This is a genomic window from Maridesulfovibrio ferrireducens (genome assembly GCF_016342405.1).
Classification (GTDB): Bacteria; Desulfobacterota; Desulfovibrionia; order Desulfovibrionales; family Desulfovibrionaceae; genus Maridesulfovibrio; species Maridesulfovibrio ferrireducens_A.
The window spans coordinates 102,106-119,583 of the sequence record NZ_JAEINN010000007.1; the positions used below are offsets into that span (position 1 = coordinate 102,106).

At 39.3% G+C, this 17,478-nt stretch carries 14 protein-coding genes; 4 read left to right on the top strand and 10 right to left on the bottom strand.

The annotated features are described in order from the left end of the window. The first annotated feature begins 5 nt into the window (after positions 1-5). The 4 genes from JEY82_RS09385 to JEY82_RS09400 all read left to right on the top strand — a co-directional run bounded on the left by JEY82_RS09385 (position 6) and on the right by JEY82_RS09400 (position 4,756). On the top strand, positions 6-1,241 hold the full coding sequence (locus JEY82_RS09385) for a glycosyltransferase family 9 protein (RefSeq protein WP_304085154.1): 1,236 nt from the start codon (positions 6-8) through the stop codon (positions 1,239-1,241). 11 nt (positions 1,242-1,252) lie between these two features. Next, a complete protein-coding gene (locus JEY82_RS09390) occupies positions 1,253-2,527 on the top strand; it encodes a glycosyltransferase (RefSeq protein ID WP_304085155.1) in 1,275 nt (424 codons plus the stop codon). Positions 2,528-2,626: 99 nt separating this feature from the next. After that, positions 2,627-3,502, top strand: a complete 876-nt coding sequence (locus JEY82_RS09395; RefSeq protein WP_304085156.1) for a protein-glutamate O-methyltransferase CheR — start codon at positions 2,627-2,629, stop codon at positions 3,500-3,502. Between the two features lie 33 nt (positions 3,503-3,535). Further along, on the top strand, positions 3,536-4,756 hold the full coding sequence (locus JEY82_RS09400; protein ID WP_304085157.1) for an HDOD domain-containing protein: 1,221 nt from the start codon (positions 3,536-3,538) through the stop codon (positions 4,754-4,756). A 3-nt stretch (positions 4,757-4,759) separates the two neighbouring features. On the opposite strand, the gene JEY82_RS09405 is transcribed toward JEY82_RS09400, so the two are convergent. The 10 genes from JEY82_RS09405 to JEY82_RS09450 all read right to left on the bottom strand — a co-directional run bounded on the left by JEY82_RS09405 (position 4,760) and on the right by JEY82_RS09450 (position 17,473). Then, positions 4,760-5,878: a PAS domain-containing sensor histidine kinase gene (locus JEY82_RS09405; RefSeq protein WP_304085158.1), complete on the bottom strand. Its 1,119-nt coding sequence runs from the start codon at positions 5,876-5,878 to the stop codon at positions 4,760-4,762. 84 nt (positions 5,879-5,962) lie between these two features. Further along, a complete protein-coding gene (locus tag JEY82_RS09410) occupies positions 5,963-7,225 on the bottom strand; it encodes a replication-associated recombination protein A (RefSeq protein WP_304085159.1) in 1,263 nt (420 codons plus the stop codon). A gap of 26 nt (positions 7,226-7,251) precedes the next feature. Continuing rightward, positions 7,252-7,980: a 16S rRNA (uracil(1498)-N(3))-methyltransferase gene (locus tag JEY82_RS09415; protein WP_304085160.1), complete on the bottom strand. Its 729-nt coding sequence runs from the start codon at positions 7,978-7,980 to the stop codon at positions 7,252-7,254. Positions 7,981-8,038: 58 nt separating this feature from the next. Next, entirely contained in the window at positions 8,039-9,277 is a 1,239-nt protein-coding gene (gene lysA / locus JEY82_RS09420) for a diaminopimelate decarboxylase (protein ID WP_304085161.1), read from the bottom strand. 24 nt (positions 9,278-9,301) lie between these two features. Beyond that, positions 9,302-9,754 (bottom strand): hypothetical protein, encoded by a 453-nt coding sequence (locus JEY82_RS09425; RefSeq protein ID WP_304085162.1) that lies wholly within the window; start codon positions 9,752-9,754, stop codon positions 9,302-9,304. Further along, positions 9,754-12,399, bottom strand: coding sequence for a DNA mismatch repair protein MutS (mutS, locus tag JEY82_RS09430; RefSeq protein ID WP_304085238.1), 2,646 nt, complete (start codon positions 12,397-12,399; stop codon positions 9,754-9,756). Before mutS ends, JEY82_RS09425 begins: the two co-directional genes overlap by 1 nt. Positions 12,400-12,442: 43 nt before the next feature. Continuing rightward, positions 12,443-13,582 (bottom strand): lipopolysaccharide assembly protein LapB, encoded by a 1,140-nt coding sequence (locus JEY82_RS09435; protein ID WP_304085163.1) that lies wholly within the window; start codon positions 13,580-13,582, stop codon positions 12,443-12,445. Between the two features lie 23 nt (positions 13,583-13,605). Further along, a complete protein-coding gene (locus tag JEY82_RS09440; protein ID WP_304085164.1) occupies positions 13,606-13,956 on the bottom strand; it encodes a lipopolysaccharide assembly LapA domain-containing protein in 351 nt (116 codons plus the stop codon). A 19-nt stretch (positions 13,957-13,975) separates the two neighbouring features. Further along, complete coding sequence (locus tag JEY82_RS09445; protein WP_304085165.1) at positions 13,976-14,464, bottom strand: HIT domain-containing protein; 489 nt, start codon at positions 14,462-14,464, stop codon at positions 13,976-13,978. Between the two features lie 324 nt (positions 14,465-14,788). Continuing rightward, positions 14,789-17,473 carry a CBS domain-containing protein gene (locus JEY82_RS09450; protein ID WP_304085166.1) on the bottom strand — a complete coding sequence of 895 codons (2,685 nt, stop codon included), beginning with the start codon at positions 17,471-17,473 and terminating at the stop codon, positions 14,789-14,791. Positions 17,474-17,478: the final 5 nt, after the last annotated feature.

The following is a 17,478-nucleotide window of genomic DNA, read 5'->3' on the forward strand; positions in this document are numbered from 1 at the left end:
TTATTATGAAACGAGTTCTTATTGTGCAACTTACAAGGTTTGGAGACCTTGTTCAGACCAAAAGACTTATTCTTACTCTTGCAAAGCGAGGCTTTGAAGTTCACCTATGCGTAGACCGCTCGCTCAAAGATTTAGCAAATATTATATATCCTGATTGTGTTGTCCATGCGTTGATTGCACATGGAACAGGAATTTCTGACAATGGTATGACTTCAGTTTTACCTTTTAATTTTAAGCTTTTCCAGACACTTAAAAGCATTAATTTTGATCAGATCTATAATTTAAATTTTTCACCGATGAACTATATGTTGTCTTCACTTTTTGATCCTCGAAAAGTCGTGGGGCATAAGCGGGTTAACGGGCAGGATATAAAAGACCCGTGGCTTGATATGGCTTTCCGGTTTTCAACAGAAAGACGTAATAATATCAATATCGTAGATTATTGGACAGCATTAAGTCCAGATATGATTCCGTCTTCACAAGTTAATCCGGTTGCTGCTTCGAAGGGAGGGGGAATCGGGGTAGTCATGGCTGGTAGGGAATCACGGCGCTCACTTCCGTTTGATGTATTTGCTCCGTTAATTCTGTCGGCAAGATCAGTAAACAAAAATAAAAATATATTTTTATTAGGTAGCAGTTCTGAAAAAAAAGCCGGAGAGAAACTGCTTAGTAAATTTCCTTCATCCATCGCTAAGGATACCGTTAATCTTGCTGGAAAAACAGATTGGAAAGAATTGATCGAAACTGTTTCAAAGCTTGATCTGCTGATGACGCCGGATACAGGAACCATGCATTTGGCAGCTCATCTGGGAACTCCTGTACTTGGATTCTTTCTTTCTTCTGCATGGTGCTGTGAGACCGGGCCTTACGGAAAAGGGCATACAATAATTCAAGCCGACTTTGATTGTTCTCCGTGTGTTGAATCTCAGCCATGCTATAATAATTTGAAGTGTCTTGAACCTTTTAAAGAGTCAAACATGGCCAGATTTATCGCGACACGTAAGGCTGAGCATTTGCCACAGGGATTATCTGTTTTTGAATCTAAATGCGATTTTTTAGGAACTGAATACGTTTTAAAAGCAGGGCACGACACGTCTAAAGAACGTCGAGAGAGAATAAGGCGTTTTATCGGTTGTTATCTCGGCCTACTTGATCTCGGTGAATATGGACCTTTTCCTGAACTTGCGGAAAAGTTTTATAAAGAAAAAGACTGGATAACAAGATCGAGGTTATTAAGTTGAAAGAAAAAAATATGAATTCAAATAAAATTCTTCGAATACTTGTTGTGTTGCCGCTTTACGGTGGATCTTTGCCTGTCGGGAGGTTCTGTGTTGCAGCTCTCAAAGAGATGGGACATCTGGTCGAAACTTTTGAAGCACCTGAATTTTATGACGCATACAATGCGCTCGACAATCTCAAGGTTACGTCTGACAGACATCAATATTTGCAGAATAGTTTTCTACAGGTGTTATCTCAGGCAGTATTAGCCAAAACTGAAACATTTGAACCGGACATGGTCCTGTCAATGGCTCAGGCTCCGCTTACTCATCAGGCATTAAAACGGCTTCGTCGCGATAAAGTTGTAACCGCCATGTGGTTTGTTGAAGATTTTCGACTGTTTACCTATTGGCAGAGTTTTGCACCTTTTTATGATGTTTTTGCTGTTATTCAGAAAGAACATTTTTTTGACAAGCTTAAAGAAATAGGCGTCGAAAATACCCTCTATCTTCCTTTGGCTGCGCATCCTGAATTTCATAAGCCGCTTGATGTTAATTCAATAGATACTCGTAAATATGGCGCAGATGTGTCTTTTATGGGAGCAGGGTATCCTAATAGACGCATGGCTTTCCGGAAACTTATCCATCACGGGCTCAAAATTTGGGGTTCTGAATGGGACGGAGATCATGTTCTTGATAAGTATATTCAGCTTGATGGACGCAGGGTTTCTTCTGAAGAATGTGTAAAAATTTTTAATGCAACAAAGATTAATTTAAACCTCCATTCATCAATTAATGCCGATGAATTTGTCAGTGGAGGAGATTTTATTAATCCACGTACATTTGAGCTTGCAGCTTGCGGTGCTTTTCAATTGGTGGATCGTAGAAAACTTATGTCCGAAGCGTTTTCCGATGGTGAACTGGCTTATTTTGACAGTCTTGAAGATCTTGATAATAAAATCGGTTATTTTCTGCACCATCCTGAAGAAAGAGAATCATATGCTGAAAGAGGGCGAAAAAGAGTTCTTGCAGATCATACGTATGTTATCAGAATGCAGACGTTAATTGATTTTACAAGTAAAGTTGTTTCAGGATGGCCTAAAGAGAGATCTTCTGATAATATTTTCGGACAGGATTTTCCTGAAGATCTAAAAAATAATGTCTTAAAATTAATTGAAAAGTTAGGATTGCCTATAGATGTGAGTTTTGAAGATCTTGTCAGTGCCGTGCGAATGCAGCAAGGTGAGTTAAGCCCTCTTGATACGGCTATTTTGTTTTTAGATGAATGGAAAAAAATATACAAAAGATAATTAATATATTACTTTTTTAAAATAGCACGTTTCTTACCGTAATTAATGGCTTAAAAGAATGTAAAAACGATTACATTAAAATTTTAGAGAGAATAATTTATGGCAGGACTTTTTTCAAATAGCGGCTTCAGCGGAGGTATAAAAATTACCACCCTAGAGTTTACTCAACTCAGAGATATCATATATGAATTGTTTGGTATTTTTCTAAATGATAATAGAAAATATCTTATGGAGAACAGATTTTCTGCGCGTATTACAGAATTAAAGCTAAAGAGTTTTAAAGAATACATTGATTATTTAAAATACGATAGAAATAAAAATTTAGAATTAAATAAACTTGCTGATCTTATTACAACAAATGAAACAAGTTTTTTTAGAGATAATCCTCAGCTTACGGCATTTACTAATGAATCTCTAATGGAAGTTCTTGAGGCTAAACGTAAAACGGGACGTAGAGAGCTTAGAATTTGGTCAGCAGGGTGCTCATCAGGCGAAGAGCCATATACCTTATCTATAATTATTCACGAAATATTAAAAACAGAACTTCCCAAGTGGCGTATACAAATTACAGCCAGTGATATTTCATCAAGTGTTATCGCACAGGCTAAAAAGGGTGAGTATACAAAGTATGCCTTAAAAACGACGAATGCTGCTATTGCCAAAAAATATTTCACAGAAAAGGACGCCGGATTTTTTCAAGTCAAACCTGAAATTAAACGTTTGGTACGGTTTGATAAAATCAATTTAAATGACCCAGTTGCTCTAAAAAAAGTGCCTAAATCTGATATTATTTTTTGTAGAAACGTGATAATTTATTTCGATAAAGAGATGAAAAAAAGAGTGCTTAGGGCTTTTTATGATAATTTAGTAGATGATGGACATTTATATGTCGGACATTCTGAATCTTTACATACGATAACAAATACCTTCAAAGCCAAACATCACACGGGTGCAATTTCTTACAGAAAGGTATAAATCTGGCTTTAACTTAATTTATGAGGTGTTGAGATGCGTAGTGTAGGCATTGATGATCTTGAACCAGGTATGATTTTGGCTAATGATTTGCTTCATTCCGGAAGAATGTTGCTTCCAGCCGGATCAGTTGTAACAAGCAGTAATATTACTTTTTTTCAACGGCAAGGCATTGAAAATATTTCAGTTTTAAGTTCACCTCCAGTTGAACCGGATGAAGAAACTCTTAATAAAACTTTTCGATATGTTCGTGACTATTTTATGTTTGTAAATCACGATCAGCCGGCCATGATAAAGATGTTTGATATTTCCGTATATAGAACCGCCACTAAATTGATGGAAGGCTGGACTCTTCCTTCCCCTGAGGAGCAGACAGTTACTGAACTTGATGATATGAGAGATCTTTTCTTTCGTGACGAAGGTAAAGTCGAAGATGTTGTTGATGCTGAAATTAAAATTGCTTCTTTTCCAGATATTTTTTTCAAGGTAAAAAAGGTTGTTGATGATCCAACCGCCTCCGCTCAGGAAATTGCTGCGGTTGTCGGACTTGATGTAGCTATTTCCACTCAGTTGTTAAAGCTCGTCAACAGTCCTCTTTATGGATTTCCTTCCGAAATTAATTCACTCGTCCGCGCTGTTGCGCTTGTAGGCAGCAGAGAACTTTGTACTCTTGCCCTCGGGCTTTCAACTATAAGCTATTTTAAAGATATTCCGCCCGAACTTATAGATATGCGTTCCTTCTGGATGCACTCTTTATCATGTGGTATATTTTCTAAAATACTTGCTGAAAAGGTTAAAGGTGTTGTTCCTGAAGTTATGTTTACTGCGGGACTTCTTCATGATGTCGGGCGACTTATTGTTTTTAAAAAAATGCCGTGCAGTTCTATTCAGGCAATGCTTTATGCACGTGAAAATTTTATTCCACTAGTTGAAGCAGAGGATATGACTCTTGGGTTCAATCACACAAACGTTGCTAAGGATATGCTTGGCAAATGGAAATTCCCAAATGAATTAACTGATGCTATAAGCAATCATCATTCCCCGCATAATGCAGACTCTAAAGTACAAGCAGCAATTCTTCAGGTTGCCGACAATTTGGCGAATGCCATAGGAATTGCAGATGGTGGGATGTACGTTCTTCCGGGAATTGAGGAAGGAGCTTGGGAATTGCTTGGAATTGATGCGGAGAGCTTAACTTCGATCGTAGAAGATTATGACCGTCAAATCGAAGAACTTTTTCAAGCCTTTTTCACTTAAAAACTAATCGTTTTCACTACAGCAGTCATTGTTGGAACAAGGTAAATCAATTGTGACTATTGTTCCTTTGTTTTTTCCTTCGCTTTCTATGAAGAGTTTTCCTTGATGTTCAAAAACTATTTTTTTAACAAGTGAAAGTCCCATGCCTACGCCTTTCGCTTTTGTTGAATAAAACGGATCAAGAACATAAGGCAGATATCGGGATTCAATTCCTAATCCGTGATCAATTATTTTAATTGATATAACATCACCTTTTTTGAAAATTTTAATTGCAACATCCGTTGAAAGCTCTGGCGTAAAGTTGCTGGCATTCAACAAAAGTTCAACAATTGCTGAAAGAAATAAGTCTCTGTCCACGTTTAGGAAAGGAATATTGTTTTCCAGCTTTACGTTTATATTTTCGCCAATTTCAGATAAAATTTCATTCGTTTTTTCAATTGCTTGTTTAATTAAAAGCTCAATTTTAACTTCAGATGGATTAGCTTTAGGAATAGTCGAATAATTTTTTACAGCCGTAACCAACCCTTCTAATTTTTCTGCTTCTTCTGAAATGGCCTTAATTTCTCTATTCAGAGGATCGTCTTTGGGAAGTTTTTTAGAAATCAAATTTGCGAGACCGCCAATGACGATGGTGGGATTTAAAACTTGATGAGCAACAGCTTGTGCAAGACTATCAAGTCCGGCAATTCGCTCTTTTTGCAATTCAACATTTCTAGACAACATTTGCCGTTCTCTTTCTTCCGCTTGATAAAAATCAGTAACATCCTCAAAAAGGAAAACCATTCCCAATGTTTTTCCCTCATCGGTGAGAAAAGAAGATGTTATTGATAATTTTTTAGTACATTTTTCCTTTTTTATACTAAATGCTACACTATGTTTTCGGCCTACTCCTTGCTCCGTGATAGCATCAATAATAACTTGATTAAATTCAATATTATGAGTGTCGTCGGTGATAAAAAGTTCTCCCCAACCACATCCAAGATGTTCTTCAATATTTAACCCAAGTATTTCACATGCCGAATTATTTAGAAAAATAATTTTTCCTTTTTGGGAAATAACCATTAATCCAACACTAAGACTAGCAAGAATATTTTCAATAACCATTTTTTGTAACGAGGACATAGTCTTATCCTGATATGGGGTTTATTTTTAATAATACACGCCACATCAAAGACTAGCAATAAATAAGCGAACTAAGGAGGTAACTTATTTTTTGATTCGACCGGATGGTGGATTAATTCGTGGATGAGCAGATCTTTTCTGTCCTTTCAGCCAAGCATTAAGGCGCGGTTCTTCGCCTTGATCTTTAGATTGATAAAAAGAGCGATCTGAAAGTTCGGGCGGCAGATAATCCTGTTCGACCCATGCTTTAGGATAAGAGTGAGGGTATTTGTAGTTGCGTCCATAGCCCCATTCTTTTTGAAGCGCCGAAGTTGCGTTTCTTAGATGAAGAGGAACGGGAAGCATTCCATTTTGCCTGATTTCCTGTTTGATTGTATGGTAGGCCGCATAGGTGGTATTACTTTTGGGAGCAAGAGCAAGATACACCACTGTTTCTGAGAGGGGAATAAAACCTTCAGGCATACCAATAAATTCAACAGCTTGCTGACATGAAACCGCCAAAGTAAGAGCATAAGGATCGGCAAGTCCTATGTCTTCACCTGCTGAAATGATTAGTCTGCGAGTAACAAATTTAGGATCTTCACCACTTTCAAGTAAGCATCCCAAATAATAGAGAGCCGCATCAGGATCACTTCCACGTATTGATTTAATCATCGCAGAAGCTAGCTCATAATGAGAATCTCCGTCACGATCACCGCGAATAATTGTTTCAGGCAGAATAGTTCTAAGTTTTTCAGGTTCTCTTTTTTCTTCAGGTAACTGGGAGGTATATTCGAGTAAATTAAGAAGAGCGCGACCGTCTCCACCTGCCATTGAAGAAATAAGATTCAAACTTTCATCTTTCAGTTTAAAATCCAGCTCTTCAGTTGCGCGTTTGGCAATATCCGCTAAATCAATTTTGGTCAGTGCACGAAGTCTTAGAACATGAAGCCGGGATAAAAGTTGTTTTGTAATACTGAAAGATGGGTTTTCAGTCGTTGTTGCAAGTAGAGTTATTTCTCCGGATTCAAGAAGGGGAAGGAAAAAATCCTGCTGTGCTTTAGAGAAACGGTGAAGTTCATCAAGGATAAGAATATCCATTCCGGATAATTGTTTTCTAAGCGCAGCAATTCCAGCTTCCGGCGCACTGACGCGCATGTAATGTCGCCCTGTTGATTGCGCAAGAAGCATTGCCAAAGTAGATTTTCCGCATCCCGGAGGACCAAAAAGCAACAGACTCGGTAATCTTTTTGACCTTTCAAAGGCTTCAATACGCTCACGGAGATGAATTTGTCCGACGAATTGAGATAGACTGGTAGGGCGTATACGATCCGCAAGGGGCTGGTTATCAGTTAACTCAAGCTTCACTTGGTACTCTCCGTTGGCAAGAAAATTTAGAGGGATTGTTTTTGTTTTTCAAGGTATCCAGCTCCAAGACAAAGGAGAGCCGCAGTTTCCCATCGTAAAATACTATCTCCGAGACTGCATTTTTTAAATCCGTTGTTCAACAACAGTTCGGCTTCATGCGGACTGAATCCGCCTTCTGGGCCTATTACTGCCAGAGTTGATTCTTCTGCAAAAACACCATAGTCGGGCACAGCTTCTTTTTCAGCTTTTTCCCATAAAATAATTTTATTAGAGAACTCTTTGGATTTTTCAATCAGATTTTCAATAGATCCGGGCACTGTTTCAAGTTTTGGCAGCCAAACATTTCCGCATTGTTTCGCTGCGGCAATATTTTTATCATGCCAGGTCTCTTTAGGAACTTCAGGAACCTTGCCCTGACTGAATTCGCCCTGAAAAAAAATAAGACCACGAGCTTGAAGTTCAACACTTTTTTCAAGCAGCCAATTTCTTCTGTTTGATTTATTCCAGCCGATCGCAAGAGTTAGTCCACGCGAATCGTTCTGAACACTTTCGCTTACAAGTTGTAAGGTTGCGCGGCTTTTAGAAATTTCATCGACTGTAAAAATTCCATCTCTACCCAGTCCATCAAAAAGACGCACAGTATCACCTTCGCGTGTACGAAGAACTTTGCACATATGGCGGGCTTCGCTACCTTCAAGAACAAAAGGGGCAATCCAATTTTCGGGGGAGATATAAAATGAATTTAGGCGGGACATTATATTTTAAACGACCTGTAAAAAATTGCGGACCGGATTGATCCGGTCCGCAATAAAATTAAGATTCAAGATTAAGAAGATCTTCGTATGTCTCTCTTCTGCGTGCAACAATAATATCATCTCCATCAACAATAACTTCAGCGGCTCTGAGGCGAGAGTTGTAGTTTGATGACATCGTAAATCCATAGGCACCGGCAGAGTATACGGCGAGAAGTTCTCCCTGTTTAACTTCAGGAAGCTCACGATCCCGGGCAATAAAATCACCTGATTCACAAATAGGACCGACGACATCAACTTCAACTTTAGGACGTTCGTTTTTCACAACTTCAGAGATGTTGTGAAAAGACTGATAAAGTGAAGGGCGGATGAGGTCATTCATTCCTGCGTCTACGATAAGGAAATTCTTTGTAGGCGTACTTTTGGTATAAATAACTTCTGTCACCAGTATTCCGGCGTTTCCGGCGATAACTCTTCCAGGCTCGAGAATAACTTTTATTTTTTGACCTTCGAGAGCTTTTGTTAAAGCTTCACCGAATTCTTTAGGGTGGGGAGGCTGTTCGTCATCATAAGTGATTCCGAGTCCGCCACCAAGGTCAAGATGTTCAATCTCAATACCCATACTGGAAAGTTTTTCTTTAAATGCCAACAACTTACTGAGAGCTTCAAGGAAAGGATCGATACTTGTGAGTTGTGATCCGATATGGCAATCCATGCCGATAGGCTCGATGTTGGACAGTTCTTTAGCGGTTTTGTAGGCGGTAAGAGCTGTATCCATATCAAGGCCGAATTTATTCTTTTTCATTCCGGTAGAAATGTAAGGATGTGTTTGCGGATCAACGTCTGGGTTGATACGGAAACTGACTCGGGCGGTCTTGTTCATGGATGTTGCAACTTCATTGATTCTGTGAAGTTCAGCTACGGACTCGACATTGAACATTAAAATATCTGCTTTAAGAGCTTCAGCAATTTCATATGCTTTTTTACCGACACCGGAATAAACAATACGGTTTGCAGGAACTCCGGCTTTAAGCGCTCTGAATAGTTCACCGCCGGAAACAATATCCATTCCAGCACCCATCTCAGCTAATAGTTTGAGCACACTCAAATTAGAATTAGCTTTGACAGAGTAGCAGGTGAGATGATCCAAACCGTTAAACGCTGAATCAAACGCTTCAAAATGTCTACGGAATGTTGCAGCCGAATAGACATAAAGCGGGGTTCCGTATTCTTTAGCCAGTTCAGAAATATTTACGTTTTCTGCGAAAAGTTCATTATTCTTAAATTCAAAATGATGCATTTGGGAAGAACTCCATTCTCTAAATTAGGGTGTGACTATATATACGTCAGAAATGACAATTCCAAGAGCTTCATAAACATTTCGTCCGACAACTCTGTAGCGATAGCTTTTCTCTGGATCAAGTCCGCATTCACTGAAGACGAAAGTAGAACCGTCTGACTGGATGCCTTCTGATCCGGGGATGAATTGTTTACGAATAGCAGGGAAGAAAGGACAGGTTGGACAACCTTCTCCAGGCCCACTGCCGTCAGCTTGAAATTGAAGACTCAGATTGTCTACATTTTTAAATGCTCCGTCAACCTTAACAACAATCTTAAGGCATTCTCCGGTCCGGCGTCCGGTAACGGATGTAAAGGTGAAAGTATCTTCACTTTTTTGCGGCGCAGGCCACATTTTTACACCGCAGCCAGTTACAGCGAGCAGGGTAACCACTAAAAGAGTGAGCACTAAACATTTTTTAAAAGAAAGATTTTTCATCAATTATCTCCCAATGATTTTTTCCACTGATTCAGTAGAGTAATGGCTTCTATCGGTGACAGTCCATTTATATCAAGATGACGAAGTTCTTTAATTATTTCGTGATCTTCAGGTGGAATATCATTTTTATCATTATTAGAGCCGGAACAAATCATTCCCGGCAGGATGCTTTGTACAATAGTCTTCCGTTCCGCCGGGTGCAAGTTGCTATCTTGTGATTTTTCTTCAAGATTCGCAAGAATTTCTCTTGCACGCAGTACAACAGGTCTAGGAACTCCTGCAAGTTTCGCGACTTCAATACCGTAACTTTTATCAGCAGGTCCGGGCACTAGGCGCCGTAAAAAAAGGATATCTCCTTTCCATTCTCTGACAGCAATATTGAAATTTCTAAGTCCGTCAATAACACCTTCAAGAGAAGTCAGCTCATGATAATGCGTTGCAAAGAGTGTGCGAATTCCACCCCGGGCTCTTCGTGAAAGTTCTTCTACAACAGCCCAAGCTAGAGCAAGCCCGTCAAAAGTGCTTGTTCCGCGTCCTATTTCATCAAGAATAACAAGACTGCGCATTGTTGCCTGTCGTAAAATGCGGGAAGTTTCCATCATTTCAACCATGAAAGTGGATTGTCCCTGCGCCAGATTGTCCGAAGCTCCGACCCTTGAAAAAACCCGGTCTATAAGCCCGATTCGGCCACTTGAAGCAGGGATGTAAGAGCCCATTTGAGCCATTATGCCCATCAGCGCAATTTGTCTTAACACAGTAGATTTACCAGCCATGTTTGGTCCGGTAATCAGCAGAATGCGGCGTTTTTCATCTATTGTCAGGTTGTTAGGGATATAATTGGCAGATCCCTGAACAGCTTCAACCACAGGATGGCGGCCTTCTTCAATAATTACTTCCATGCCTGTATGAACTTCAGGACATACCCAGCGATTTGAACGGGCAGCTTCGGCTAAACCCTGCCAGAAATCTATTGCGGCAATGGCATCTGCCATAAACATAAACCGACTGCGATTTTCGGCGACTTCATCCCGTATAGCTTGAAAAAGATTATATTCAAGCTTCTTACGCTGTTCAAAAGCTGAAATTAGTTTTTCCTCAAGTTCTTTTAATTGAGGAGAAATATATCTTTCACAATTTACCAGAGTCTGACGGCGTTCAAAATAATCAGGTACCTGACCTTTGAAAGCTTTTGATATCTCAAAATAATATCCGAAAACTTTATTGTACCCGATTTTAAGTTTTGGCAGATCACAGCTTTCTTTTTCATGCTGGAGAAGTTCAGCAAGCTTAGCTTCTCCATGCTCGGTAAGCTCAATAAATTCATCAAGTTCAGCATTGTAGCCAAGTTTGAAAAGTCCGCCTTCTGTAATGACCGGAGGAGGGGAGTCAACCATTGCTTTTTCTAAAAGGTCAGCAACATCCGACATTGAATCCCATTTTGATACAATGGTTTTCAGTACCGGAGCAATCGCTATAGAGTGACTTTCTTCCGATGCTTGAATAGATTGACGAAGTTCTTCCTGTATCGGAGGCAAAGTTTTAAGACTCTGCCTGAGACTTATAAAATCTTTTGGATTAGCTCTACCGAGAACAACACGCGTGGAGAGGCGTTCCAGATCATAAACAGTATCCAGAAGCTTACGAATTGATGTTCGCAGTGAATCATTACCGTGGAAAAAAGTTACCGCTTTTTGATTATGTTCAATAGGTGATAAATCACGCCAAGGCTGTTTTAAACGAGTTGAAAGAAGCCTGCCACCCATTGGTGTTATTGTTTTATCTATAACAGCTAAAAGAGTTCCTTTTCCTTTTTTGCCGTCAAGGCGTTTGAATAATTCAAGATTTCTTTCTGTAACCTCATCCAGAATCATATATTTAGATAAATTGAGAGGTTTAAATTCGCCTAAATGATTAAGCTCCTGCATTTGCGTCTGACGAAGGTAAGCAACCAATGCTCCGCAAGCTTGAGTCAGTTGCGGTTTATCTTCGAGGTCAAGTGATTCAAGATCTGCTACTTTTTGGACTTCTAAAATATTATCACGAGCTGTTTTTAAATTAAAATATCCGGCAGACGGAGCAGGAGTTATACGGGCATCTATCTCACCATATTGATGAGGGACAGCTTTTCCCTGTTGAAGAATAAGTTCTCGAGGACCTACTTTTATAACCCACTGCCATAGATCTGTTTCAGTTTTGCTCTGAATACCGCTCCATTGACCTGTCGAAAAATCTATCCATGCGAGACCTCCCGCAGACTTGGTTTCGTCCCAGATAAGTGCTGCAAGAAAATTATTTGATTTTGCATTTAGCGTAGAATCTTCAACAACCGTTCCAGGAGTATAAACTCTTGTTACAGCTCTTTTAACTAAACCTTTTGCCTGTTTTGGATCTTCAATTTGATCACATAACGCAATCTTGAAACCTTTTTCAAGAAGGCGGGAAAGATATGTTTTTACAGCGTGATGCGGAACACCGCACATAGGAGTTTTTATTTCTGAATTTGGGTTTCGACAGGTAAGAGATATCTGTAGTTCACGAGCGGCAATTTCTGCATCTTCAAAAAAAAGCTCGTAAAAATCTCCCATCCTATAAAAAAGGAGTGCGTCAGGATGGTCCTCCTTAATCTGGAGGTACTGTTCGAACATCGGGGTGAGTTTCTGTTTGCTCACAATATTATCGCGTAGGGGCTTATTGGTTCAGTTCTTTGCGGAACGTTATTGAATGCCAACTGCGGCATCGGGGGCAGACAAAGAAAATTTTGTCGCGTTTAAAACCGCAACTTGAACAGGTGAATCGTTTAATTTTGTGAGCAATGTTCACAAAAAAATCCAGCTGATTTTTAAATGATGAAGTTAATTGCTGCTGATCTTGAGCAAGATTAAAAAGTTCAAGTCTGGCTAACCAGAAATTTTGGTTAAGCATTAACGTCTTTTCAAGCCAGATACTGGCTTCTTCATGCTTTTTGCAAAGCTGGAGAAGTCTTGCTCCATAATAATGCATGCTGACATCAGGGTCTGATGTCTCGATTTCTTCAACCATTACTTGATAGAAAGAATGACTCTTCTCAGAACTGGAGACAGGAACACTGTTTGGAGTATCTCCAAAAATTGAAGATTCTGCAAGAAGTCCTTCAACAAGTACAAATCGTAAATGTGTGGGAACTTTTTGAAGAGCTTCGCGAAATTTTTTTCTGAATTTATCAAGTGATCCATCTTTTTTGAGCTGGGCTAAAATTAAGAGCCATGATTCTGTGGAACTTGGATAAATGTGTAATGCTTTTTTGAGAATGTTTTGAGCTGTACTTTCATCGCCGTAGCTGAATTCATCTTCGGCGCATCTGGCTAAATAATGAGCTTCCTGAACAGGGTGTGCAAGCTTTGAATAATAAGATGCAGCTTTTTCAAATTCTCTGCTGCCGGCAGCAAGAACCGCAAGTTCTGTTAGAATTTCAGGAGAATCTCCTTCAATTTTACGAGCTTTTTCAAAAGCGTTCACTGCGCGGTCTAAAAAACCACCTCGGCTGAAATCTCTGCCAAGTTCATAAAGAGCACGCGCTTTCGTAGCAGGGGCGAGTCCTGGCCGAACAATCAAACTGTTTCTGATTTGTGCAGCCCGTTCAATCTCACCTTGCGATCTATACAGATTGCCAAGAGCAAGATAAATTTCGACAGCTTCAGGAGTGTCTTTTACCGCTTTACTTAGTTCATCAATAGCCGCACGAGTATCCGCAAGGCCGGTTTCTGTTTTAGCAGTACCAGACGAATACGACGGCGCCCGATTATCGGGCGCCGTCGATTTTTTCTTCCTGAATAAACTAAATAAAGACACTTAAACCTCGTAACAACGAGTCATTAGGATTTGTCATCACTGTCATCTGCGGAGGGATAATTCTTTTCATCAAGTGGCAAATTACGAAGTGAATTAACTTCCTGTTCAAGATTAGACATTTTGGTGCGGCAGGTGCGCAACTGTCCGGAAAGACGAACTTTGTCAGCCATAAAATAAAACAGACAAATAAATGATCCTGCACAAAATGCAACTAGAATCAAAAGATAATATGGAAGAGGCTGGCTTGTAAACTTGAAATCAAGCAAAGCCATAGAAAGCGTAACTTCCTTGGAAAGTTCAGGAGTGTTCTGAATAAAGAACACCATTGAAACGAAAAATAGGATAACCAGAGCCAAAACCTTCAAGTAACGCATGAAACCCTCCTTAGTGTTACTACTCGACAAAACTGTCAAATAACGGCTTGAGTCTACTATAAGTTGAAGACAAGTGTTGCGGAATTACAGTAGTTTCTCCGAACACCGCCATAAACGACGCATCGCCGTTCCAACGTGGAACTAATTGAAAATGAAGATGGGCTGCAATCCCAGCTCCAGCTGCTTCCCCGATATTTAGTCCGACATTTATTCCTTGCGGGTTAAATGCTTTCTCTAAAACATCACAGCTTATTGTTATATACTTCATGATCTCGGAAGCTTCTTCTTCCTTAAGATCAGTGAGTTTGCTTACATGCCTATAGGGCGTAACCATAATATGACCGTTATTGTAAGGAAACTTATTAAGCAAAACAAAACAATGTTTAGCTCTAAAAAGTATACATCGTTCTTCGTCTTCATCTGTGTCAGATGGTATGCAAAAAACGCATTCATCAGGCTTAGGGCCTAATATATAATCCATTCGCCAAGGAGCCCATAATACTTCCATAAAAGCAGTCCTTGATTTTCAGGCATTAAAAGCCGAGAAAGTTACTATTTGATTAGCTTTAACCTTTAATTTGTCACGTTTAGCAAACTAAAAATATTACATTTCAATAATTGTATAATCTCACTTTAAATATCAACATGTTATGTTGACTTCGTAAAAAAAATTACGCCTTAAAATGCGACCTTTATCGTCAGCAAGTAATATTTATAGATATAATTAATCAAAAGTGTGGATGTTCTACACGTGTTATAGCCCAAGAGCAAGGAAAACTCCGTTTTTTATCAGGATGATGCAGTCTCAAAAAACTATCCTGATTTTAACTCCTCAAAGTTTCTCATCAGTTTTATTATTTACCAGATTTAATAACTTTTTTTTTACAAACTCCAATTGTTCATCCTTTCCCTTAACAACTGAATCAAGGCAGGCTAATTTAGTTTCAAAGAGTAACTGGGCATATTGAGGTCCGGGAATAAGTCCCAACTCCTTCAAATCATCACCTGTAATATCGATAGTTTGCAACCTTAACGTTGTCAGATATTGCGAAATATATTTTTTGATCATATCCCGCTTAGTTCTAGCCATTATAAAGAGGACTCCTTCAAGCGGAACAGGGTGCAAAATTGTGTATATTTCGCTTGGCTTTAGTTCTTTCCTTATGTTCATGATGTTTCCGGCAGCCCAGAAAATAGTTTCACGCAAATGTACAAATTCACGTTTTTCTGTTTGAGAAAAACTGAACCGATTGTAAATTTGTTCCATTTTAGGTTTAGAAATGCCCATACAAAGACCGAGAAAATATGTTTTCCAAACTGAAATTGTTGGTTCAAGATAGAGCAGGCTGTGCCAGCTGATAACTCTCTCAAGTTCTGTAATTACTTGTTCACGCGAAGAATTAAGAACTAAAAGCGGATGAATTGCTTCTAACACTCCTAGTTCATCCATCCTTTTAATGCTTCCCGGCACAGCATCTTCATTAAGGATTAATTTAAGCTCATGAACAATTCGGTAGCCGGATAACTTATTAAAAAGATTAAGTTTGAGTGCGTTTTTAATCAGATTAAGCGTTTGGCCACCAATTCTGAAATCAAATCTTTGTTCAAATCTTATTGCACGCATTATACGAGTAGGATCTTCAACAAAACTGAGGGCATGGAGAATTCGAATTGTTCTATCTTTAAGGTCTCTTTGGGCCCCGAAAAAGTCTACCAGCTTTCCAAAGCTTGAGGGATTGATGTGAACAGCCAGCGCATTAACGGTAAAGTCACGCCGATACAGATCCATCTTAATTGATGATAATTCAACTGTAGGCAGAGCGGCAGGGTATTCATAATATTCAAGACGAGCCGTCGCAACATCTACCCTTTGTCCATCCGGCAGAATAACAACTGCGGTTTTAAATTTACGATGATATTTAGCGCGGCCAGACATTTTTTTAGCCAGTTTTTTCGCAAACTTGATTCCGTCAGTTTCAACGACCAGATCAAGATCGAAGTTAGGTTTTGTTAATAAAATATCTCTAACAAAACCACCGACAACATAGGCTTCTGTTCCGAATTCCTCCGCCATTTGTCCTGCTGTTTCAAGTATTTCAAGTATTTTATTAGGAAGACGGTTACGCATGATATTGCGTATGTTCCGCACCTGTTTATTTTCAGGAAATAAAGATTCAGGAATTCGTGCAGGATCTTGAACCAGCAGATTAATAAGATCAGTTCTTGTAATAACGGCAATGACTTTATCATTTTCAACAACCGGCACAAGCCGTTGCTTCTGACCAAGGATAATCTCCATAACTCTATGTAGGTCACAGTCTTTTTTGACAGAAGAGAAAGGATGCTGCATGTATATTTCAACATCAACATCACCAAGTTGATGTGCAAGGGCTTTGTCGGCAATTTTTTGTTCAAGTATTCCTACGCATCTCATGTTCTCCATGTTGTCAACAACAGGAACTCCCTTTAAACTGAACTGAGTCATACGCTCAACAGACTGGGAAATAGTCATGTTGCGAGGGATTGCCACTGCCGGTTTTGACATCAAATTTTCAATATTTAATTTAGGAGTTACTTTGGAGTAGAGCATTGAGAAAAGCTCATCTCTAACCTCGGCCAAAGTCTGGTCTTTAATTGTGGCAGAAGCAGCATAAGCATGTCCGCCTCCGCCGAAAGCTGAACAGATAACACCGACATCAACATCTTTCGTCCGTGATCTGGCCACAAGATGGATTCTGTCATTCATTCTTCCTAAGGCGAATAGAACTTTGACGTTTTCCATATCCATAAATTTGTGAACAAGAACTGAAAAATCACCTACATAATCAGGTGTGCTTATTTCAGAAATGACAATATCTAAATCATTTATAGTATGAGTTGCAGCCCCTTCGAGAAGTTTGCTGAGAAGTGAAATTTGTTGCGATGTCAGTTCGCGGTTGAGCAGGTCGGTTATTACATCAAGCTCCATGCCGCATGTCAGTAGCCATTTACCGGCCTCAAAATCATGTTCTGTAGTAGAATTGAACATAAAAGATCCGGTATCTTCATAAAGCCCAAGCCCGAGAATTGTAGCTTCTTCTTGATGCAGGGTTATATTTTTTTTGCGGATTTCATGAGTAAGAATGGCGACGCTTGATCCCCAGGGTTTTTTTATAATAAATTCGGGATTCAAATCGCATTCCGACTGCATATGATGATCATAGACATGAATTTTGAGGCCCGGATTATCAAGAATAGATTTAACGTGGGAAATTCGAATTTTTCTTGAAGTATCAACAACAACTAAAAGTTTAACTGAATCTTTATCTATTTCTTTTAATTGTTTGAAATTAAAAAAATATGTTGCGCTTTCCATGTAGAAGTTGCGAAGATTTTTTTCCTGACTTCCTGGAAAAATAAGCGTTGCACCGGGATATAGCTTCCCGGCAGCAACAATCGCGGCAAGACAATCAAAATCGGCATTTACATGTCCTGTTATGATTGTTTCAGCTTTTATTAGTTCTTCAGTTTTTGACATATTTT